This window comes from Vallitalea sediminicola, from assembly GCF_054408565.1.
Window position 1 is genome coordinate 34,165 of record NZ_BTPT01000003.1, and the last position, 23,757, is coordinate 57,921.

21 protein-coding genes are annotated in these 23,757 nt (G+C 29.9%); all 21 read left to right on the forward strand.

Annotated elements, in window-relative coordinates; all coding sequences use genetic code 11:
• Positions 1 to 11 precede the first annotated feature (11 nt).
• The 21 genes from ACX6CF_RS01355 (at position 12) to ACX6CF_RS01455 (ending at position 23,729) form a co-directional block, all read left to right on the forward strand.
• Positions 12 to 1,151: a DEAD/DEAH box helicase gene (locus ACX6CF_RS01355; RefSeq protein WP_458783495.1), complete on the forward strand. Its 1,140-nt coding sequence runs from the start codon at positions 12 to 14 to the stop codon at positions 1,149 to 1,151.
• A gap of 227 nt (positions 1,152 to 1,378) precedes the next feature.
• A complete protein-coding gene (locus ACX6CF_RS01360) occupies positions 1,379 to 2,896 on the forward strand; it encodes a type I restriction-modification system subunit M (protein WP_458783496.1) in 1,518 nt (505 codons plus the stop codon).
• A 15-nt stretch (positions 2,897 to 2,911) separates the two neighbouring features.
• A complete protein-coding gene (locus tag ACX6CF_RS01365) occupies positions 2,912 to 4,189 on the forward strand; it encodes a restriction endonuclease subunit S (RefSeq protein ID WP_458783497.1) in 1,278 nt (425 codons plus the stop codon).
• Positions 4,190 to 4,239: 50 nt separating this feature from the next.
• On the forward strand, positions 4,240 to 7,377 hold the full coding sequence (locus ACX6CF_RS01370; RefSeq protein ID WP_458783498.1) for a type I restriction endonuclease subunit R: 3,138 nt from the start codon (positions 4,240 to 4,242) through the stop codon (positions 7,375 to 7,377).
• A gap of 9 nt (positions 7,378 to 7,386) precedes the next feature.
• Positions 7,387 to 8,100, forward strand: coding sequence for a M48 family metallopeptidase (locus ACX6CF_RS01375; protein ID WP_458783499.1), 714 nt, complete (start codon positions 7,387 to 7,389; stop codon positions 8,098 to 8,100).
• Between the two features lie 121 nt (positions 8,101 to 8,221).
• Positions 8,222 to 9,496, forward strand: a complete 1,275-nt coding sequence (locus ACX6CF_RS01380; protein ID WP_458783500.1) for an AAA family ATPase — start codon at positions 8,222 to 8,224, stop codon at positions 9,494 to 9,496.
• Positions 9,497 to 9,501: 5 nt separating this feature from the next.
• Complete coding sequence (locus tag ACX6CF_RS01385; protein WP_458783501.1) at positions 9,502 to 9,987, forward strand: hypothetical protein; 486 nt, start codon at positions 9,502 to 9,504, stop codon at positions 9,985 to 9,987.
• Positions 9,988 to 10,256: 269 nt separating this feature from the next.
• Complete coding sequence (locus ACX6CF_RS01390) at positions 10,257 to 11,210, forward strand: AAA family ATPase (protein WP_458783502.1); 954 nt, start codon at positions 10,257 to 10,259, stop codon at positions 11,208 to 11,210.
• Between the two features lie 15 nt (positions 11,211 to 11,225).
• Positions 11,226 to 12,047, forward strand: a complete 822-nt coding sequence (locus ACX6CF_RS01395; protein WP_458783503.1) for a DUF58 domain-containing protein — start codon at positions 11,226 to 11,228, stop codon at positions 12,045 to 12,047.
• A complete protein-coding gene (locus ACX6CF_RS01400; protein ID WP_458783504.1) occupies positions 12,044 to 12,835 on the forward strand; it encodes a hypothetical protein in 792 nt (263 codons plus the stop codon). Before ACX6CF_RS01395 ends, ACX6CF_RS01400 begins: the two co-directional genes overlap by 4 nt.
• Positions 12,832 to 13,800, forward strand: coding sequence for a vWA domain-containing protein (locus tag ACX6CF_RS01405; protein WP_458783505.1), 969 nt, complete (start codon positions 12,832 to 12,834; stop codon positions 13,798 to 13,800). The genes ACX6CF_RS01400 and ACX6CF_RS01405 overlap by 4 nt, the downstream gene beginning before the upstream one ends.
• Positions 13,801 to 13,839: 39 nt before the next feature.
• Entirely contained in the window at positions 13,840 to 14,829 is a 990-nt protein-coding gene (locus ACX6CF_RS01410) for a VWA domain-containing protein (RefSeq protein ID WP_458783506.1), read from the forward strand.
• Positions 14,826 to 15,755: a tetratricopeptide repeat protein gene (locus ACX6CF_RS01415; RefSeq protein ID WP_458783507.1), complete on the forward strand. Its 930-nt coding sequence runs from the start codon at positions 14,826 to 14,828 to the stop codon at positions 15,753 to 15,755. The genes ACX6CF_RS01410 and ACX6CF_RS01415 overlap by 4 nt, the downstream gene beginning before the upstream one ends.
• The gene (locus ACX6CF_RS01420; RefSeq protein WP_458783508.1) at positions 15,745 to 17,424 is read left to right on the forward strand and encodes a BatD family protein; all 1,680 of its coding nucleotides are present in this window, start codon (positions 15,745 to 15,747) and stop codon (positions 17,422 to 17,424) included. The genes ACX6CF_RS01415 and ACX6CF_RS01420 overlap by 11 nt, the downstream gene beginning before the upstream one ends.
• 128 nt (positions 17,425 to 17,552) lie before the next feature.
• On the forward strand, positions 17,553 to 18,227 hold the full coding sequence (locus tag ACX6CF_RS01425; protein ID WP_458783509.1) for a FadR/GntR family transcriptional regulator: 675 nt from the start codon (positions 17,553 to 17,555) through the stop codon (positions 18,225 to 18,227).
• Between the two features lie 22 nt (positions 18,228 to 18,249).
• Positions 18,250 to 19,431: a CynX/NimT family MFS transporter gene (locus tag ACX6CF_RS01430; RefSeq protein WP_458783510.1), complete on the forward strand. Its 1,182-nt coding sequence runs from the start codon at positions 18,250 to 18,252 to the stop codon at positions 19,429 to 19,431.
• 234 nt (positions 19,432 to 19,665) lie between these two features.
• A complete protein-coding gene (locus ACX6CF_RS01435; protein WP_458783511.1) occupies positions 19,666 to 19,944 on the forward strand; it encodes a CD3324 family protein in 279 nt (92 codons plus the stop codon).
• A 235-nt stretch (positions 19,945 to 20,179) separates the two neighbouring features.
• Entirely contained in the window at positions 20,180 to 20,767 is a 588-nt protein-coding gene (locus ACX6CF_RS01440; RefSeq protein WP_458783512.1) for a DUF1062 domain-containing protein, read from the forward strand.
• Between the two features lie 201 nt (positions 20,768 to 20,968).
• Positions 20,969 to 21,625: a response regulator transcription factor gene (locus tag ACX6CF_RS01445; RefSeq protein WP_458783513.1), complete on the forward strand. Its 657-nt coding sequence runs from the start codon at positions 20,969 to 20,971 to the stop codon at positions 21,623 to 21,625.
• Between the two features lie 3 nt (positions 21,626 to 21,628).
• Positions 21,629 to 23,071, forward strand: a complete 1,443-nt coding sequence (locus ACX6CF_RS01450; RefSeq protein WP_458783514.1) for a HAMP domain-containing sensor histidine kinase — start codon at positions 21,629 to 21,631, stop codon at positions 23,069 to 23,071.
• Positions 23,064 to 23,729, forward strand: a complete 666-nt coding sequence (locus ACX6CF_RS01455; RefSeq protein WP_458783515.1) for a hypothetical protein — start codon at positions 23,064 to 23,066, stop codon at positions 23,727 to 23,729. The genes ACX6CF_RS01450 and ACX6CF_RS01455 overlap by 8 nt, the downstream gene beginning before the upstream one ends.
• Positions 23,730 to 23,757 lie beyond the last annotated feature (28 nt).

The window sequence follows — 23,757 nt, forward strand, 5'->3', positions numbered from 1 at the left end:
AGAAATATAATATGAAAACTTTTAGAGAATTTAATATAACTGAAAAATTAATCAAAGGGCTACAAAAGGAAAAGATTACTATGCCTACAAAAATTCAAAACGAGACTATATCTCTCGCAATTGAGAATAAGGATATTATTGCAGAAGCAGTTACTGGTAGTGGAAAAACACTATCTTATCTAATTCCATCTTTTGAACGAATAGATACAAGCTCTAAAGATTTACACACTATAATATTAGCACCTACACATGAACTTGTTGTACAAATAAACAATGTAATAAAAAGTCTTGCAAAAAGTTCAGATATTCCAGTAAGATCAACAACTATAATGGGTCAAGTAAATATTAGAAGACAGATTGAAAGTTTGAAGGCAAAACCACATATAATTGTTGGTTCACCGGGTAGAGTCCTTGAATTAATTAAACAAAAGAAAATTAAAGCTCATCAAGTAAAAACTATAGTTATAGATGAAGCTGATAAATTACTATCAGATAGTAATTTACAAACTACAAAAGATGTCATTAAAACTACATTAAGGGATAGACAAATATTGGTTTTCTCTGCTTCTATTGATAAAATTGCCATAGATAGAGCAACAGAGCTTATGAAAGAGCCATCATTAATCAAACTTACTGAGGAAAAGGTTAATAGTGATATTGAACATTTTTGTGTAGTCACTGAACGAAGAGATAAAACAAACACACTTAGAAAAATAATTCAAGCTACTAAACCTACTAAAGCTATTGTTTTTATTAATAAAAACAATTTAATCCAAGAAGTAGTATCAAAACTTAATTACCACATGGTAAATACAGTTGGAATCTTTGGTAATGCAACAAAGGTAGAAAGAAAAAAAGCACTTGATGCTTTTAAAAGCGGAAAATCTAAAATTCTTGTAGCTTCGGATTTGGTAGCTAGAGGTCTTGATATTCAAGATATTACACATGTAATTAATCTTGATATTCCTGAAAACTTAAATGAGTATATTCATAGAGTTGGACGGACTGGTAGAGTAGGGGAAAAAGGCACCGCAATTTCTATTATTACTGAAAATGAAATACAATTATTGCAAAAAATTGAAAGATTAAATGATATAGAGTTTAAAGTTAAAGAGGTTTATATGGGTAAGTTAACAGATCGTGTAGAATAAGAATTCAAGTGAAAATGGGGGCTGAAGGATTAGAGTCTAAATAAATCTGAATATAATTATATAATATTACAAAGAAAAAACCGTTAGATTTATTATTCTAGCGTTTTTTTTGAACAAAAAAAGCATAAAAAGACAAAAATAATTTTATGTTATATATATGGTATGTTATAATTAAATACAGTCGATTAATGTAAAAAACACATATATAAACTAGAGGAGTGTCACTAATGGAAAAGTTAACTTTGCAAAAATTAGAATCAACACTGTGGAATGCTGCTGATATATTAAGAGGCGAATTGAATGCCGCTGAATATAAAGATTACATATTTGGTTTATTATTCCTTAAGAGAATGAATGACCAATTTGAAGTAGAAAGAAAATCTAAGAAAGAAGAGTTTTTAGCTCAGGGAATGGATAAAAATGAAGTAAATATAATACTTGAAGAACCATCCATTTATGAAGCTTTTTTTGTTCCTGTAAGGTCAAGATGGGACAATCTTAAAAACCTTAATCTAAATATAGGTCCAGAATTAGACAAAGCATTCAAATCCATTGAAGATGAACCTAAAAATAGTGAATTGATTGGTGTTCTTACAACAGCCAATTATAACGATAAAGAACGAGTTCCAGACAAAAAGCTTTCACAACTATTATTACTATTTGATACAATAAATCTTTCAAATGATTATCTAGAAAATAAAGATTTATTAGGTAATGCATATGAATACCTTATCAAGCAATTTGCAGATGAAGGTGGCAAAAAAGGTGGAGAGTTCTACACACCAGAAGAAGTTGTAAAATTATTAGTTAACATAGTTAAACCAAAAGAGGGAGATAGAATATACGATCCTACAGTAGGTAGTGGTGGTATGCTTATCAACTCTACATATTATATTGAAAAACATGGTGGTAACCCTAAGAACGTATCTCTTGCAGGACAGGAGATAAATCTATCTACTTGGGCTATATGCAAGATGAATATGTTATTCCATGATGCCAGAGGAGCAGATATCAAAAAAGGTGATACTATTAGAACGCCTATGCATTCTGAAGGTGGTACATTAAAAACATTTGACAAAGTTCTAGCCAATCCACCATTTTCACTAAAAAATTGGGGAATTGAAGAAGCACAAGCTGACCCATATCATAGATTTGTCTATGGTGTACCACCAAAATCTTATGGAGACTTAGCATTTGTATCACATATGATTGCTAGTCTTAACTCAAAAGGTAAGATGGGAACTGTTGTACCTCATGGTGTATTATTCAGAGGCGGAGCAGAAGGTAAAATTAGAAAAGGTATATTAAAAGATGATTTGATTGAGACTATAATTGGATTGCCCGCTAATTTGTTTTATGGTACTGGTATCCCTGCGGCGTTGTTAATTATTAATAAAAATAAACCAGTAGAGAGAAAAGGAAAGGTTTTATTTATAGATGCAAGTCAAGGATTTGTGAAAGATGGGAATAAGAATAAGTTAAGAAAAGAAGATATTGAAAAGATAACAAAGGCATATGACGATTATCAAGATGTTGATAAGTTTGCTAGTTTGGTTAGTTTAGAGGATATAAAAGAGAATGATTATAATTTGAATATAAGTAGATATGTGGATACTACTGAGCCAGAGCCTGAGGTGGACATTGAGGCAGTTATTAAAGAGATTAAGGATATTAAGGAGAAGTCTAGGGAGACGGAGAGTAAGTTGAATGAGTATTTGGTGGAATTAGGGTTTGAGACAATATAATAGAAAGTTGGTGAGATGGTGAAAGAAGGATATAAAAAGACTGAGTTAGGAGAAATACCTGTTGAATGGGAAGTGAAGAAAATAGAGGATATTACTGAATTTGTGGGTAGTGGAGTAACTCCACGTGGAGGACAAAGTGTTTATAAAACTAATGGAATACCATTTATTAGAAGCCAAAATGTATACCCAGAAGGATTAAGACTAGATGATGTTGTATATATAGATGAAGTACAAAATCAAAAAATGAAAAGAACAGAATTCAAGGAAAATGATGTTTTGTTAAATATTACTGGTGCTTCAATTGGTAGGTGTACGACTGTACCAAAGGGGGTTGGTAAAGGTAATGTTAATCAACATGTATGCATAATAAGATTACTGAAAAATACTGATTCACATTATATAAGTTTTTTTATTAATTCAGATAGGGGAAAAAAACAAATTGATTCATATAATGGAGGTTCAAGCAGAGAAGGGTTGAATTTTAAACAGGTAGGGGGAATAAAAATTATTATTCCACCTCCTCCAGAACAACAAAAAATAGCTTCCATCCTATCAACAGTAGACCAACATATTGAAGAAATAGATTCGTTAATTGAAAAGACAAAAGAACTAAAAAAAGGATTAATGCAAAAACTTCTTACTAAAGGGATTGGACATACAGAATTTAAAAAGACGGAAGTGGGAGAGATACCTGTTGAGTGGGAAGTGAATAAGTTAAGTAAGATATGTACAAACATTACTATTGGATTAGTAAAGACAATGACTAAAAACTATGTTGAAAGAGGTGTGCCTCTTATAAGAAATTCTGATATTAAAGATTGCAAAATTAATAAAGAAAAATTAATTTATTTGGATAAATGTTTTTCACAACAAAATGAAGAAAAGAGGTTGAAAAAAGGAGATATTGTTACTGTCCATACTGGAGATATTGGTACGTCAGCCGTAATAGATGAAGAATTAGATGGTTGTCATGGATTTGCAACTCTAAACACTACTGTCAATAAGAATATAATTTACGAAAATTATTTATGTCGTTTTTTTAATTCGGAAAAGTTTATTAGACAAGCACTTAGTTTTTCAACAGGTGATGGGAGAAATAATCTGAACTTAAAAGATTTTGTAAATACAAATATTACATATCCTAAAAATATAGCAGAACAAAAACAAATAGTAGATATATTATCTTCAATAGATGGCAAAATTTTTCAATATGAGACAAAGAAAGGTAAACTTCAATACTTAAAAAAAGGACTAATGCAACAACTACTAACAGGAAAAAAACGAGTTATTTAATAAACACAACAATTATAATTTTTATTCATTATAGATTTGAGGTGAAATAAATGTCTATACTAGGCAACGAAGAAACCTTAGTAGAACTACCAGCAAAAGAATATTTAATAAATAAATTAAACTACAACTTCATTCATGGACAACAACTTACACCCGAATACGGTGAACGTGATTCCATGAATGAAGTAATCTTAACCAATAGATTAGAAAAAGCACTAAAACGAACTAACCCATGGATGAATAACAGCAACATAACAAAAGCAATCAGATACCTAACCAGACCAGAAAACTTAGGTATTAACCTATATGAAATCAATGAAAAAATATATGATGCCATTGTTAACTTGTCCTACTCACTAGACCAAGATATAGATGGCAGCGGTCAGAAAAAATATCATACAGTTAAGTTTATAGATTGGGACAACATAGATAACAATGAATTTCTAGTGACTAGACAGTTCAAAGTTCATGGACCCCAAGAAAATATTATCCCAGACTTAATAATATTCATTAACGGTATACCAGTAGTAGTTATTGAATGTAAATCTCCATTCTTAGAAAAAAACAACAATGAAAACATGGGGAAACAGGAAGCTTTTGAACAACTACGCAGATATATGAACTTAAGAAAAGGTAATATGATTGAAGGAGCAGAGCGATTATTCTACACTAACTTCATTACTGGAATCCTTAACAAATATCATGGATATCTAGGAACTATAAGTTCATCTTATCAATATTATCAAGAATGGAAAGACCCATACCCTTTTATGAATAAGAACATAGAAGGGATAGAGGATAATGGACAAAACACTTTTTTACAAGGTGTTCTAGAAAAAAATAACTTATTGGATATAATGAGAAACTTCCTTCTATTTGAAGGTGGAATCAAGAAAGTATGTAGATATCAGCAATTTAGAGCAGTTAATAAGGCTTTGACAAGGATTATAAGTGGTAAGAGTTCTATTAGCAGAGGCGGAGTTATATGGCATACTCAAGGGTCGGGCAAAAGTCTGACTATGGTTTTTCTAGCAAGAAAAATACGAAGGATTAAGGAATTAGAAGATTCTACTATTGTAGTGGTTACTGATAGAGTGGATTTGGATAAGCAGATATATCAAACTTTTATAAGGACTTTATCTACCATTACTACACCAGTTAGAGCAGATAGTGTAGCTAAATTAAAAGAGTTGTTAGAACTTGCTAGACCACAGATTATTATGACTACAATACATAAGTTTCAAAGTGATAAAGAAGAAAAAGAAATCCTAAAAGATGATAAACAGATAAGTAACTTACAATATGATAAACAGTTTCCAGTACTAACGACTAAAACAAACGTTATAATACTTACTGATGAAGCTCACCGTAGTCAATATAAAGGTATGGCTAAAAATATGAGAGATGCACTACCTAATGCAGCATTTCTAGGGTTTACTGGTACACCAATAGATAAAAAAGATAAGTCTACCAAAAGAACTTTTGGTTCATATATTGATAAGTACGGAATTAAAGATGCTGTAGCAGATGGTGCAACAGTAAAAATTGTATATGAAGGTAGAAAACCAGATTTACAGATTAAGGCAGATACCCTAGAAGAGTTATTCAATGAAACTTTTGATGGTAGAAATGAAGAGGAAAAAGAAGCTATTAAGCAGAAATATGCTAATAAAAGAGCGATTATTGAAGCGGATAATAGAATTGATGATATAGCGAAGGACATGTTGATTCATTTTAAAGAACAAATATATCCTAATGGTTTTAAAGCCCAGATTGTATGCGTTTCTAGAGTAGCATGTGTAAAATATTATAATGCGCTAACTAAACATATGAAAGAAATAATGGGAGAAGATCTTGAGGTTAAGATAATATTTTCCTGTAGTCCTAATGACGAGCAATACCTAAAAGAACATTTTACAACTAAGACAGAGCAGGAAAATTTAATAAAAAGATTCAAACAGCCTATTAAGGAAGATAAATTATGTTTTATCATCGTAAAAGATATGCTTTTAACTGGTTTTGATGCGCCAGTAGAACAGGTAATGTATCTAGATAGACCGCTAAAAGAACATACCTTATTACAAGCTATAGCAAGGGTTAATAGAACTTATGATGAATCGAAGAAATGTGGGTATGTGGTAGATTATTATGGTATATCCAATTACTTAGAGGAAGCATTAGAAACATTTGATAAAGAAGAACTTGGAGAGCCTATGGAATCCATAGAATCCATTTATAAACAGATGCTTTCTTATAGGGAAGCAGTTATGAATATGTTTCAAGGTATAGATAAAAGTGATTTGGATGGTTTGGTTAACAGAATTAAGCCAGAAGATAAAAGGTCAGAATTTGAACTTGCATATAAAAGGTTTGCTAGTTCTATGGAGCAGATTTTACCTGCACATGTACCTACTGAAAATATTAATGATCTGAAATGGTTATCCTATATAAGAGCAGCAGCAAAAGCAAAATTTCAGCCAGAAAACAAATTAGATATTGCTGGTTGTGGCAACAAAGTAAGAGAATTGATATCAGAGCATCTACAGTCAAAAGGTGTTAGGCAGTGGATAGAACCTATAACGTTATTCGACCCTAATTTTGAGACTAAGATTAATTCACAGAAATCAGATGAAGCAGTTGCATCAAGTATGGAGCATGCCATAAAACATGTTATTAATGTAAAGATGGATGATAATCCAGTTTACTATACATCATTATTAGAAAAGCTTCAACATATTCTTGATGAAACAGTGAATAATTGGATAGAAAGAAAACAAAAATTAAAAGAGTTCATTGATAATGATATTGAAACAGGAGAGTCAAAAGAGGCTGAGTTACTTGGTTTATCCAAAGAAGAGTATGCATTTTTTGAAACAGTGAAAAAGCAGTTAAATGATGACATAGAAGATGAAACAGGCATTAGTTTAGGTAAGGAAACAACAGCGGAGTATGTATCCAATGATGTAGTTATTTTATCAAAAAATATAGCAAAAGATGTTGCTGAGATAGTTAAAAATAAGTACATGATAGATTGGGCTACTAATCCAACAAAAACAGATGATATCAAAAGAGCGATTTACTTAAAGCTTACTACAGCATATTTTAGACAAATTAATATAGAGGCAAGAAATAGACTAATACAACCATTGTTACAATTAGCTAAAAAACATTTTTCGGTAATAGATTAGAGGGAAAATATGAGACTAGAAATTGAATATGGAACAAAGGTTATTGAGTTTAGTGTTGAGTATAGAGATAGAAAGAGTCTAGAAATAAGTGTAGAAGCACCAGATATTGTGAAGGTGGTTGCTCCTATAGATACAAATGAAGAAGTCATTAAAGAAAAAGTGTATAGCAAGGCATCTTGGATAGTACAGAGATTATTTGAGTTTAGAGATATAGAGTATAGAAAGATTAATAAAGAATATGTGTCTGGTGAAAGTTTCATGTACTTAGGCAGAAACTATTCTTTGCAAGTATTACTAGATGAAAATGCGAAAAATAATCAAGTTAAGTTATACCAAGGTAAATTATATATTACTTCTAATACTAAAGATGAAGTTGTACTTGAGAAGCTGATGGAAAATTGGTATAGAAATAAGACATTTGATAAAGTTACTGAAAGAGTGGAATATTATAAGCACTTATTTAAGGTGAAGCCTATTAATATTAAGATTAAAGAACAGAAGAAGAGATGGGCAAGTTGTACTTCTAAGAATGAATTATTATTTAATTGGCGATGTGTAATGGCTCCATCTAATGTATTGGATTATATTGTTGTTCATGAAATGTGTCATATGATATATCCTAATCACTCAAATGAATTTTGGGAACTGGTTGCTTCCGTTCTACCTGACTATGAATCTAGAAAAGATTGGTTAAAGAAGTTTGGTGTAAGAATGGATTTGTAACCATAAAAATATATTATAGCAATTTTGGACTAGTTAATATATAATAAAATTATGTTAGAAAATGGATAGAAGTTTTAGTTATCAATAAAAGAGAAAGAATCTCTATAAGAAGGTGATCTATTTGATTAGGAGTTTTATTTTTGAGAATTTTAAAAGCTTTAAAAAGACAACCTTAGATATTGAACAGTTAACAATCATGGTGGGTGCTAATGCAAGTGGAAAAACCAATGCAATAGAAGGAATTAAAATATTATCAGAAATCGTTACTGGTAGAGATATATCTGATGTTCTAGATGGTACAAAAAATTTTAAGGGTTGGATTAGGGGCGGAAGTGATGCTTGTCCAAGACTTGATACTAATTATTTTGTTTTAGGTTGTATTATTGGTTATGATAAGGATACTGACCTAGAGTATAGAATAAAAATTAAAATTGATAACAAAATTTATGTGAAAGAAGAAAGTTTAGACAGGATATCTTATAATTCTGGTAATGAGAAGGAAAATATATTTACAACAAAAAGAATAAATAATTATTCAGGTACTATTAAAGCAGAGTATGACAATGGGAACGATGATTCTGATTCTGTAATAGTATGTATGGGTACAACTTCTGTACTTAGTCAGTTATCAACTAAAATACCTTTAAATGGAGAAGTAGAAAAGAAAATTATTTCTGAAATTAATCATGTAATTAATAGATTAAGAAATATACTATTTTTTGACCCAGAACCAGCTAATATGGAAGTATATTCAAGAGTAAATGATGTAGATATGAAGCCGGATGGGTCAAATTTGCCATCTGTTTTGAATTATTTATGTAAAGATAAAGACAAGAAAGAAAAAATAATAGATATTATTAAAGCTCTACCTGAAAATGAATTTGAAGATATTTCTTTTGATAGAACGTCAATTGGTGATGTAATGTTCAAAGTCATTGAAAAAGTAGGTAACAAAAAATTTGAAATCGAATCAGAAAAATTGAGTTATGGAACGTTGAGAGCTTTGTCAATCGTAGCTGCTCTATTACAAGGTGACGAGAGATCTATGATTATTATTGAAGAAGTTAATAATGGAATTCATCCAAGTAGAGCATCAAAACTTATAGACATAATATCTAATGTTTCTCAAGAAAGGAATATAGATACTTTAATTACTACTCATAATACAGCTTTGTTAAATGCCGTAGATAAGGAAAATCTAAAGGGCGTTATTGTATGTTATAGAAATATTTCTTCTGGAAATAGTGAATTTGTTCCTTTAATAGATATTGAAAAATATCCTTCATTAATGGCAAAAGGTAGATTAGGAGAGCTATTAGAAAAAGATGAAGTCAATAAAGCAATAACTAACAATAAAAATACAAGGAAAAAACATTATACTTGGATGGAGGATTAGATATTATGAATGTACATTTTATAGATACCTCTGTACTAGTTAATATCTTAGATATTCCTAATATGAATGCTTGTAGAGAAATAGTATTAGAGGAGTTTGAAAGTTTAAAAGAAAGTGGAATTGATACATTGATTTTACCTTTAGCTACTATAATTGAAACTGGTAATCATATTGCACATATAAGTGATGGAAGAATTAGAAGAGATAAGGGTACGAATATGGCAGGAATGCTTAAAGATATGGCTGAAGGTAATGCACCATGGGAGTATTACGAGGAAGAAATTAATAGAGAGGATTTATTGTATTTTGCAGAGGAATTTCCTGAGATGGCAATGGCTAAGACTGGTTTAGGTGATTTATCTATAATCGCTGCTTATAACAAATATAAAGAATCAGTGCCTGCAATTGGTCATATAAGAATATGGAGTATTGACAATCATCTACAATCATATAGTGAAGAAATGACTACTGAACCAAGAAGAAAAAGGTAATTTACTTAATATCTTATTAGTTGTTATAAGTACATAGTTAAATTGTTAAACGATTAATTTTAAGCTGGCTATCTTAGCAGTTTTTTTTATGCTGATATTGCTCACACAGAGCACTGACATTATAAGGATCATTGGCAGCAAAACAAAAAAATCAAATATTTTGCTATAATTAACAATTTATTCATATATAATTCAAAATTTAAATATAAAATAGTAGTTATTGGTATTGTATTAAATATCATATTCGTATTACTAAGGAGGATTAAGAAATGGAAATAACAAGTTTATCTGATACTAAGCAGATAATAAATTCACTAAGAGATGAAATAAATAAGGTGATTGTTGGTCAAGACTATATGGTTGATAGAATACTCATTGGACTTATGACAGGAGGACATATCTTATTAGAAGGAGTTCCAGGCTTAGCCAAGTCCCTAACAGCAAGTACGATAGCCGAAGTGAGTGGTGTTAATCACAAAAGGATACAATTTACTCCTGACTTATTACCAGCTGACATTCTTGGTACAGAAATATATAATCAAAAAAATGGGGAATTCATTATTAAGAAAGGACCTATTTTCAGTAATCTAATACTCGCCGATGAGATTAACCGTGCTCCTGCTAAGGTACAATCTGCTTTACTAGAAGCAATGCAGGAAAAACAAGTAACCATAGGGGATACGACTTACCAGCTTCAAAGACCTTTTTTAGTAATAGCTACACAGAACCCACTTGAAGAACAAGGTACTTATCCACTACCAGAAGCACAACAGGATAGATTTATGATGAAGTTGAAAGTTAAATATCCTGATAGAAAAGAAGAAAGCGAAATTATCGACCGTTTTACTATGGATAATTATTATGAACCTAATCTTAGCAAGATTTTATCATGTAGGGACATATTGCATATAAGAGAACAAATAAACGGTATTTATATAGATGATAATGTGAAGAATTATGTACTTGATATTGTTTTGAAAACTAGAGAAAAATCTAATTATATAGCATGCGGTGCATCTCCACGTGCTAGTATCAACCTTATTAAATCAGCAAAAGGACGAGCATTCTTGGAAGGACGTGACTATGTAGTACCTGATGATATAAAATCTATGGCGTATGATGTTCTGAGACATAGGATATTACTTTCATATGAAGCTGAAGCTGATGATATTACTTCTGAAGATATAATAGCTGGGATTTTGGAAAAAGTTAACTTACCATAGATAAGGAGTTAAACAATGGTATCTAAAGAAATGATTAAGAAGATAAGACAAATTGAAATAAAGTCCAATAAAATAGTAGAAGAAATATTTTCAGGTGAATATCGTTCTGGCTTCAAAGGTAAAGGAATGGAATTTGACGACATCAGACAGTACTATCATGGAGATGATGTGAGAAATATTGATTGGAATGTTACAGCCCGTCATAATAAAGCTTATGTAAAACAATTTAGTGAAGAGCGAGAATTGAACATGTTTCTAATAATTGATATGTCAAAATCCAGTGATTTCGGTAATAAAAAAGAGTTGATAGCGAGTATTGGTGCAACATTAGCTTTATCAGCAAGTAAAAATAATGATAGAGTCGGTATGATTTTATTTACTGATGAAGTGGAGAAATTCGTTCCTTCAAAAAATGGAAGGAAGCATGTTTTGTCAATAATTGAAAATATTCTTGATTTCAAACCTAAGAATAAGGGAACCAATCTTGGGAGAGCACTACAATATTTTAACAGAATCGAGAAAAAAAGAAGTGTGGTTTTTGTTATATCTGATTTTCTTGACGAAGGGTACAATAAAGATCTGAAAATTACTTCAGGACGTCATGATTTAGTGATGGTCCGTGTTATTGATAAAACAGAAGAATTGATTCCAGCAGGAGCTATTTTTACTTTTGAAGATTTGGAAACAGGGGAAATAATGGCACTAGATAATCTAAAGAAAGAATATAGGTTAGAAAATAACTTTAAAATGTATAAAAAAAATATTATCAACATCTACACTGACGAAGATTATTATAAACCGTTAAAACAATTTTTCAGAAGAAGGGGTAATAGATGATTAAAAGGAAAATTACATTAGTACTTAGTTTAATATCTTTATTATTACTTATTTCATCTATGACTATATTAGCTGAAGAAAGAAATATATATGTTGGTGATCTAATTAATATTGAGGTTGAAACTGACTTATATAATGAAGATGATATAAGAGAGAAGTTCAAGGATTTTGAAATTGTTGTCATTAAAGAAATTGATAAAGGTTACTTAGTTACTTTGCGTACCTTTGAAACTGGTAAACAAACAATACACTTAGATAATAAGGAAATTGAAATAGAAGTTAAATCAACTAAGGATGAGATTGATAAAGATGGAATATATGAAGGAGATTCAAATACCCAGAATTATGGATTCTCATTTAAATATAGCTATGTATTTTATGTATTGATAATTATTTTTTTGATAACAGGTAGTATTAGCTTATGGAAATTATTAAAAAGAAGGAAGAGCATATCAGTTAGTGCATTTAGGCGGTTTAAAAATGAGGTAGATGCTATTTCATTAGAAGACCGTAAATGTTTTGTGCTGATGACATTGGAACTAAAGAACTATCTACAGTCCAAGTACTCATGTTCTATAAGAGGAAAGACCTGTAATGAAATAATAGCTGAGATTTCTTCCATAACTGTTTTAGAACCTTTTATACCTGATATTAGATCGTGGCTTCAAATGAGTGATTACTACAAATTTACAGGAGTTGTCGTTACAATAGAACAAAAACAAGAATTATTAGAAAAATTGATAGAACTAGTTGAAAAAATTGAACAAGCAAAAGAGGTAGAAGTATGATACGATTAGCAAATTGGTATTTCCTATTGTTTATACCTTTCATAATATATATTTTTATAATCATGAAAAATAAAAGTACATTAAAATTTTCTAGTGTTAAACTTCTAAGAAGTTCTGGGCTTAAAAAAACTTATAAACATAAAATTGGCAAATACATAATATGTTTAAGCTTGGTACTATTGGTTATAGCACTTTCAAGACCTCAGATGACTGACCAGCCAAATACCATACAGGAAAAAGGGATAGATATTGCAATGGTATTAGATGTATCTGGTTCAATGGAGTCTGTGGATTTTAAGCCTAATCGTCTTGAGGTAGCTAAGGAAACCATAGAGGATTTTGTAGAAGATAGACCGTCAGATAGATTAGCTCTAGTAATTTTTGCTGGAACTGCATATACAAGAATACCACTGACACTTGACCATAACATTGTTAAGCAATCATTAGAAGAAATAACCACAGAATCTGTTAATGATGATGGTACAGCTATTGGAATGGCTATTTCTGTTGGACTTAACAGACTGAAGAAGAGTGATTCACTATCAAAGGTGATGATACTAGTTACTGATGGTGAGAATAACGCAGGAGCAATTAACCCTAGTACGGCAACTGATTTGGCAAAAGAATTAGGTATTAAAATATATACTATTGGTGTAGGGACAGACGAAACTATATATGCAGTAGATTTCTTTGGACAGACTCATTATCAGCGAGGTGAGGGTGGAATTGACGAAGAATTATTAAAAGAAATTGCAGATAAAACAGGTGGGAAGTACTATAGAGCAAAAGATCCAGAAACTATGTCTCAGATATTTTCAGATATAAATGAACTAGAGAAGACGAAATTTGATAGGGACGATTTTGTACAGTACAAAGAACTTGCTTTTAATCTAATCAAGATTGCACTTATATTGTTATTGATAGGGATATTCCTTGACCGTTATTTTTATATTCAAATTCCATAATGTATGCAGTAACTAAGATTTAGAAAGAGGGTTATTTTATTGAATGGTTTAGAATTTAGATATCCTTTTAATATAATATATATCATAATTCTTATAGCATGTTTGACCGTTTTTATACTAGGATATTATAAAAAGAAAAAGATAATGAATCTATTGAAGTTTGACACTAAAATGAGATTCATACATATCAAGATTGTTATGATGATTGTAGCAATTTCTCTAATAGTTTTTTCCCTGTTAGGACCAGAGATTCTAAAAGGTTTTACTGAAGTGAACAGTAAAGGACTTGATATCTATGTGCTGATTGATACTTCTAAGAGCATGTTAGCAGAAGATATCAAGCCTAATAGGATTAGCAGAGCTAGAAAGATAGTTGAGGATATTATAGATAATCTTGAAGGAGATAGGATAGGCTTTATTCCTTTTTCATCATCAGCTTTTATTCAGATGCCTTTGACCGATGATTATGACTTGGCTAAGATGTTTCTTAAGGTAGTTGATACTGATATGATAGGAGGAGGGGGCAGTAATGTTGGTACTGCAATCAGTCTAGCCGATAAATCTTTTGATCAGACTTCCAGTTCAGATAAAGTTGTAATAGTTTTAAGTGACGGAGAAGAACATGACTCTAACAGCTTAGAAGTATTGAAAAAAATTAAATATGATAGCTTGAAAGTTTTTACTATCGGAATAGGTACAGAAAAAGGTGGGTTGATACCTGTTTATGATCCTATCAATAATAATGTTGTAGATTATAAAAAAGATCAGAACGGGCAGCCTGTAATGTCAAAATTGAATTCGGATATATTGGAGCGCCTAGCTGATACTGGCAATGGCTCATATTATCAATCATCTTTAACAGGTGAAGAAACCAATTCGCTTGTTAATGATATTCGTTATCTAAAAAGAGATATAATGAAAACTAAGAAGTTGAAGAGATATAGATTGTTATATCAATACTTTTTAGGTGCAGGAATATTATTATTTATACTAGCGTATTTTATTCCAGAAAGGAGGAAGAATCAGTGAAAAAGATTTCTTTTGTATCTGGATTATTAATATTAATTATGTCGGTGCTTTTTTTAACAGGAGTAATTGATTTTGAAAATGGTGTAAAAAAATCTATTGTTAGTGGTAATAAATTATATGCTTCAGAAGACTACGATAAATCTCTAGAGGTATATCAAAAGGCATTAGATAAAAATCCAGATAATATTGTACTCAACTATAATTCTGGACAAGCATCATATAAATTAAACAATTATGAGCAGGCGATCAATAATTATGATAAAGCTTCTAATCTAGTAGACAAATATTTGAATCTAGGTAATTGTAGCTATAAGCTTGCTGATAGTAGTAATGATATGAACCAAAAGATGCAGTATTATAATGAAGCTTTGGAAACTTATAAAGATGGAATAGTTGATTTTCCTCAAAATGTAGAGTTGAAATATAATTATGAGTTTGTTAAAAATAAAATAGATGAATTAAATAAGAATAATGAAAATCAAGAAAACAATGAAAATCAGCAAGATAATAAAGAAGAACAACAAGATAAGAATGAAAATAATCAAGACAGTAAAAGCCAGCAAAAAGATAATCAAGGAAATAAACAAGATCAAGACAATAAGCAAGATCAAGAGGATAATCAAGACAACCAGAATGGTGAATCTGGTAGCGACAATAAAGAAGGGGAACAAGAGAATAAACAAGACCAAAGCCAAGAAGGCAATGGTGATGAAGATAAAAAAAATATCCAAGAGCAGAATGATGAAAATTCCAATGATGATAAAGAAGATGGTAGTAGTATGAATATGGAAGATTCTTCAGAAGCTAGTCAAAAGGATAAAGATATTATGCAGGTGCTTCAGATGTTGGAAAAACAAGAAGAAACTAGTTTGAAAAATAATCAACAAGTAAAAAACAATAGTAAGGAGGAGAAATATGACTGGTAAAAGAATGAAAGTTAGAATTTCCTTCATATTATGTTTAATAACCACACTTATATTATTTGTAGAAGGAAGCGTTTTGGCTAAGAAAGATGCAGAGTTTCGTCTTGATATTGATAGCCTTAATCTTGAAGAGGGAGTTAGCACTAATCTAGTTTTTTCTATAATAAATGCTAATGGATGTAAAGATCTAGTTATAGATGGTTTAGACAATTTTGATGTATTATCAACAAATCAATCTACATCTACCAGAATTATTAATGGAGATGCAACTAGTCAGATTGATGTTAATTATATATTGATGCCAAAAAAGGCAGGGAAATTCACCCTTCAAGGTAGTATCAATTATAAGGGAGATACACGTAAAACAAACACATTAGAAGTCAATGTCAGGGAAAAAAATGATGATGTCAATAAAGAGGAGATCAAAAATCTATTTTTAAAGACATTAATATCCGATGATGAAATTTATTTTGGGCAGAAAATTGGTTTGACATATGAACTTTATTCCCGTTATAACATTGTAAAATATGGTTTTGTTGATCAAATAGGGTTTGATGATTTCATTGTAAATGAAGTTTCTGATGATGACCTTAAAGGAAATTTTGTTATTGTTGATGGTAATAAATATGTTAAATACGAGGCAAAGAAAATGTATTTATCACCAATAAAAACAGGTAAGGTAACGATACCTTCATATAAATTTCAAGCTAATATAGCTACAGAAGACTTTTTTAATTCATCTAAGCCAGTATATTTAGGAACAACTGAAAAGGAGTTAACTATTAAACCTTTACCAGAGGATAATAAACCTGATGATTTTTCTGGACTGGTTGGGGACTTGAAGATAGAAGCTAATTATAATAAGAATCAATTAGAATATGGAGATTCATTGACACTCAATGTTACAGCTTCTGGAAACTGTAATTTGGAGATTCTAGATAAGATAATAAAAGATGAATTACCTGGATTTTCAGTTTATGAAACGGTAAAAGGTATGGAAGAAAGCATTGAAAACAATCAATATAAAGCTAAAAAAGAGTTTGAGATAATATTGGTTCCAGAAAAGAATGGGGATATTGAAATAGAGCCCATATATTTATCTTATTTTGATACGGTATCAGAGACTTACAAAAGAACTGAAATTCCTGGTACAACAATTACAGTAAATGGTGAAATGCCTGAAAACCAACAACCTAATCAAGGTAATAAAATAGATAGTAATAAAAATGTTGCTACTGAGAAAGTTAAGATAACTCAAGTTAGTTATAATGCAGATGATAAAGATTATGTTACCCTAAAATTCAGCAAGAGTCATTTATTAATAGCTTTGATAGTACTTATTGTTTTAATAGTGTTAGTTTTGGTATTGCTTATTATAAGAGCTTATACTAAGAAACAGGATAAAGAGCTAAATAATATATACAAGAGATTGAAAAGTACTGACAAAGAAAATGATCTATATAATCTGCTTAATGATATGATTAAACATCATTATGACATAAGCTTGAAAGCCAATTCCAAAGACTATATCAAAAATATGATTAAAGACTACGAAGTGGCTGATTTAGTGGTAGAAGTTACTAATTATATGGAAACCAAGAAAAACGGTGATAATAGAGATAATAAATATCTAAAAGAAAAAATAAAGGAAATATATATTAAGATTAAATAGTATTTGAAATCAGAGTTGATTAACAAAGTGTTAAAGGGTATGGTATGCGATATTAAAAATATATCGTCTGCTATACCCTTTATTTTTAGTTGACTGGTAAGTCTAAAAGTTATATAATAAGTTGTCCAATGATTGGAGGTTTACATATGGATATAAAAAAACCAGTTAGATTGTCATTACCAAAACAAATTGCTAATGAAATTGAAAAAAATATTAAGAATGGTAGTTTAGAATTAGGCAGTAAAATTCCATCGGAGCCAGAATTGGCTAAGGAGTTTGGAGTGAGTAGAAATACCATAAGAGAAGCGGTACAGTCTCTTATTCATGCAGGTGTATTAGAAGCCCGTCAAGGTGACGGTACTTATATATTGGCATCAGGACGTTTTGAAGCTAATATATTAAAAAGATTAAGTGATTCAGGTATGAATGAAGTGTATGAAGTTAGACTTTGTCTGGAAAAAGATATTGTAAGACTTGCAAGCCTAAGACGTACAGAATCTGATATCCTACATATCAAAGAAGCTTTAATAAAAAGAAATGAAGTGAAATTAACTGCCAAAGAAAATACCGACGTGGATTTAGCTTTTCATATAGCAATAGCTAAAGCATCTCATAATGATATTTTTTTTGATCTGTACAAGTATGTTTCAAAATTTATTAGTAATTCAATACAGCAAAAAGTCGAATCCAATAATATGGAAGGAGATAAGGTTGATCAATTGCACACAGAACTTTTTAATGCAATAAATGAAAAAAATGTTGAAAAAGCAGAAAATACTATAATCAGAATTTTAGACATCTAATAACGTAGAAAGCAGGGTATACATGAAGAAAACAGCAAAAATATTAATTATATTGTCAATTATATTTATATCATTTAATTTACGAGCACCTATCACAGCAGTTGGTTCTATTATTGATTTAATTAAGGTTGAGTTTAATCTAACAAGTGGTATGGCAGGGTTTATAACCACACTCCCTCTTATTGCTTTTGCAGTAGTTTCACCATTTGTATCAAAAATAAGTTCGAAGTTCGGATATGGACTAACAATGCTCGGCGGATTGTTTTTCATTATTGCAGGTGAACTTATTCGTTCTTATACTAATACCTTTGGATTATTTGCAGGAACTACTCTTATAGGTATTGGAATCGCAGTAGGGAATGTTTTGATACCAAGTATTATAAAACTTAGATTTTCAAAGAACGTGGGTATAATAACAAGTATTTATACCACAAGTATGTGTATTTTTGCAGCAGTGGGGTCGGGGCTAAGTGTTCCATTAGCTATTGGTTTAGATTTTGGCTGGAGAAATGCTTTAGCAATATGGTCTATTTTAACTTTGATTACTGTTTTTATCTGGTTACCACAGCTTAAGAATTCAAAGGATTCTATGAATAACCAGAAGACGATAAAAGATACAAAAGGTAAATCAATATGGAAATCACCTCTTGCTTGGTGGGTTACATTATTTATGGGAACCCAATCTTTATTATTTTATTGTCTTGTTGCATGGTTACCATCTATTATTACATCAAAAGGAATGAGCCCAGAATTTTCAGGTATGATGGCACTGTTATTTCAGATGGTAGGATTACCTGCAACACTTCTAATGCCTATTGTTGCTGATAGATTTAAGGATCAAAAAATGATTACAACTATATCGTCATTGATATATCTAGTGGGTATGAGTTTGTTATTAGTGTCTAATTCGACAATATCAATAATAATTTCTCTAATATTTGTTGGTCTAGGAATGGGAGGAAGTATAAGTCTGTCTATTACTTTCATTTCACTTCGTGCTCCAAATGCAAGAAAAGCAGCAGAACTCTCAGGTATGTCACAATCAGCAGGATACTTACTAGCAGCAACAGGTCCATTACTTATAGGTTTTATTTATGATAGAACATCGTCATTTACTATTCCTATTGTGATATTGATAGTATGTATAATCATGCTAATTTGTTTTGGATTACAAGCCAGTAAAAATGAAGTTGTAGAACAATAATGGATTGTAAGAGATACTGGTATAAAAAAGAGATAATTGATAAATAATATCTTGCAAATTTTTCAATAATTGGTTAATATTTAATTGAGAGAAATAATTTAATTTTTTAGTAGGAGGTTTATATATGAGAAGATATGTTATTAATGCATAGCAGAGGCTGTTGCATTTTTAATCTGATTTGTAAATAATAGCCTTTGTTTAATCCTAAAAAACAATTTTATTAGGAGGAGCAAAATGAGCTATATCAAGGCAACAAAGTTATTACCAAAGGATTTGATAGAAATAATTCAAGATTATATTGATGGTGAATATATTTATATACCTAAGAAAGAAAATAATAGAAAATCTTGGGGAGAAAATACAACAACTAAAAAGGATTTGGCTGTTAGAAATATAAATATATATGAAAAATATAAAAATGGTTATTCAGTAAAAAAACTTGCAGATGAATTTTATTTATCGCAAAAAAGTATTCAAAGAATTATTTTAAGTATAAAAAAGAATAATTATTAGAAGATACATAAGTCTGTTTCAGTACATGATTCAGGCTTATTTTTATTTCTGAAAAGAAAATAAGGTAGTAGTTTTATATAAACATTAGTATAATATCCAAGTGATTTATTATTAAAGGAGGGATTTTTTATGAGAAAGCTTATTATTTGTGCTTAGCAAAGGCTATGCATGATAAACTAAATATTATGGAATAGCCTTTGCGTAATCCTAGAGATAAATAAATAGGAGGAGCAAAATGAGCTATCTAAAAAATATAAAGTGGGAAATAGTTGCTTTAACAATCCCAGATGTAATAAGAAATTGTCCTAAATGTGGAAACAATGCTACTTATAGAAGTAGTGGGAAATTTCGAGTGAATGCTAATAAGAATAAGTTGGATATATGGCTTATATATCAATGTGAAAAGTGCAAATCTACTTGGAATATGGGGATATATGAAAGAATTACTCCCGCAGAGATAGATTCACAGCAATATGACTTATTTCTAAATAACGATATGGAGCTAGCAAAAGAATATGCATTTGATATTGCTATCCATAATAAAAATAAGGTCAAGCTTGATTTTAAAAATGTTGAATATGAAATTATTGGTGAAGATATAAATCTAATCAAAAATGATTTTATGGAGGAAAATAAAATCATTCTTGATATTATATGTAAATATCCACTTGATTTGAGAGTGGATAGAGTGTTAAGTAAGAAGCTAGGCATTTCAAGGGAAAAGGTGAAAAAATTATATAAGGATTCAGTTGTTATTGGTGAAAATAATAAAAATTTGTTGAAACAGAAAATTAATGAGAGAATTAGAATTTTTATTGGATGATTATGAAAAGGTCTATTTTTCTACAATATCCATCAAATCATCTTTATATGTGATATCTACAATTCTATGTTATTAATATAAACCCATGATATATAATAAGTTTTGTTTACTTGTAAAGAAGTTGTAAATTAACAGCTTTTCTATTGACCTTCATTTATTTGTGATATAAAATAAGACACATATTTACAGGGAGGTTATATCTTGAAAAGGAACATACTAATTGTTGAGGATGAAGTAGCAATATCCAATCTAATTAAACTTAATTTACAATCAGCAGGGTATTATACTGAGCAAGCCTATGATGGAGAAACAGCTCTTGCCCTTATACTTGAAAATACCTATGATTTGATTTTATTAGATGTGATGTTGCCTAAGATAGATGGTTTTACATTAATGCAAAAGATTGAACATTTAGATATTCCAGTGATATTTTTAACTGCTAAATCAGATGTTATTAATAGAGTAGAGGGACTAAAATTAGGGGCTGAAGATTATATAGTTAAACCTTTTGAAGCAATAGAATTATTAGCAAGAATAGAAACTATTCTAAGACGTTTCAATAAAGTAAATAATATCTTAAGATTCAAGGATATTGAAATAAATATATCTGAACATATTGTACGTAAAAATAATGAAATAATTGATTTGACACTAAAAGAATATGAATTGATATGTATACTAGTCAAAAACAAAAATATTGCACTTTCCCGAGAAAAACTAATAGAATTAGTTTGGGATTTTGATTATTTGGGTGGAACAAGAACTGTAGATATGCATATTGGAGCACTTCGCCGAAAACTAGACCTACAGGAAAATATCAAGACTGTTTACAAAATCGGGTATCGCTTGGAGGAATAACATTTGAAGATTTGGTTTAAAATGTATTTATTCTCGATAATCTTATTTTCCTTAATATTTTGGATTACTGTATTTATTATCATTGAAACATTTCATAATAATACACTTACACATCAAGTAACCAATAGTTTGAATGAGCATCAAAACATATATAATGGTATAAATATGGATATACCAGCTTATGAAAAACTACAAAGATATTCTAGAGATACTCTGTCCAGTACTCAAACCCTAGTATCCTCATTTAATGTATATGCTAGTAATTATAATTCTGATAATTTTTATCTGGAACTCTATAATGATAAACAAGAAGTTATTTTCAGTAATACAAATTTCATTGATAATATCTCTAGAGAAGATCTAAATAATCTAAAACCTAATACCCGTCAATATATAATTAAGGATATTGGAGATAGAAGTTATATCTTTATTTCTAGTATCCTAAAATTCAGTGATGACAACTATTATTTTTCATGTATCTATGATTTGACTAATATTTATGATGAACGTATTGAACAATACGATTTTACATTAAAATTATATTTATGTTTTTTAGTTGTCTTCATGTTTTTGATGTTTATTATTAGTAATTTCTTGACTAAGCCTCTTTCCAAGTTGACTCAAGCTACAATAAAGATTACAAAAGGCAAATATTCTGAAAGAGTATCAGTCCGTTCTGGGGATGAGATAGGTATATTGGCTGATAATTTTAATCATATGGCAGATGAGATATCCAATAAAATTGATAAACTGCAAGAACAGAATAATGAAAAACAGCGTTTTATTGAAAATTTAGCACATGAACTTAGGACTCCGCTTACATCAATAATAGGCTACGCAGATTTTTTACAGCGTTCAAAATATGATGAGAAGGTATTTTATGAAGGATTAGAATATATACATAACGAAGGGAAGAGGTTGCAACAGTTATCTTTTAAACTTATGGATCTATTATTGATAAAGAAAGATTCATTTGAATTTAGGAAATATGCAATAAAAGATATTTGCAGTCAATCCATTGGGATTCTTAGACCCAAATTCTTAGAAAAATCCATTAATATAAAATTGACAGGTGATGATTTTGATTGTTATATGGAGCATGATTTGATGCAAGTATTATTTATTAATCTTATAGAGAATGCAATACGAGCTTCTTATGAAGATTCAAAAATAATAATATCAATTGATAGTATTAATCAACAGGTTACCATAACAGATTATGGTATTGGAATGGACCAAGAAAATATTGATAAGATTTTTGAACCCTTCTACATGATTGATAAATCAAGAACCCGTTCGGAAAATGGAGCTGGATTAGGACTTGCATTATGTTCTAAGATTGCAGAATTTCATAATATCAAAATAGATGTAACGAGTGAGTTGAATAAAGGAACTTCTATAGTGTTGATTTTCTCTAATGATCAAGGAGGTAATCAGGATGCATAAAAAATTAATACTCCTTATAATATTATTGATAGTAAATTTACTCCTTAGTTCTTGTACAATTAGTACTAAAATTAAAAAAGATACTCTATATGAAGAAGAATATGATCTATCTAGCCTTCAGTTGGATACAGAGGAAAAAAGTGATAAAATGACTAAAGATGAAGCACTTGTATATGCTTTGGAATTCTTAGAAAATAACTTAGATAGAAAACTTTATCTGAATGAATTAAAGATAGAATGTATGTACGAAGATAAGGATATATTAAAAGATTACAAGAATATCAGTGAGGAAAATCTGATAAATCTAGAATTGGGATTATATTCTATAAAATTTGAGTTACCGGAAGTAGATGAGAGATTTTCTTTTTTGATTAATGCAATGGATGGTAATATAAGTGATTATACTCATCATTCACAAATGTCTGAACCAAGTGATAAGGAAAATCTATCCGAAGAAGTTTTAAATAAGATAGCATTAGATTTTATCCAGAAAAATGATATCAATCAAATAGAAGAACCTGAAATAATTGATACCGTTAACAATTACATGTATTCTCTATTAATAGAAGATGTTAGAAATCCAGGAATAGTTACAATTATTTATCTTAATAAAAAAACTGGTGAGATAATTTCTTTTTACACTATTTATGATAACTAATCTTTCTATAATATTTCTTAATATGACA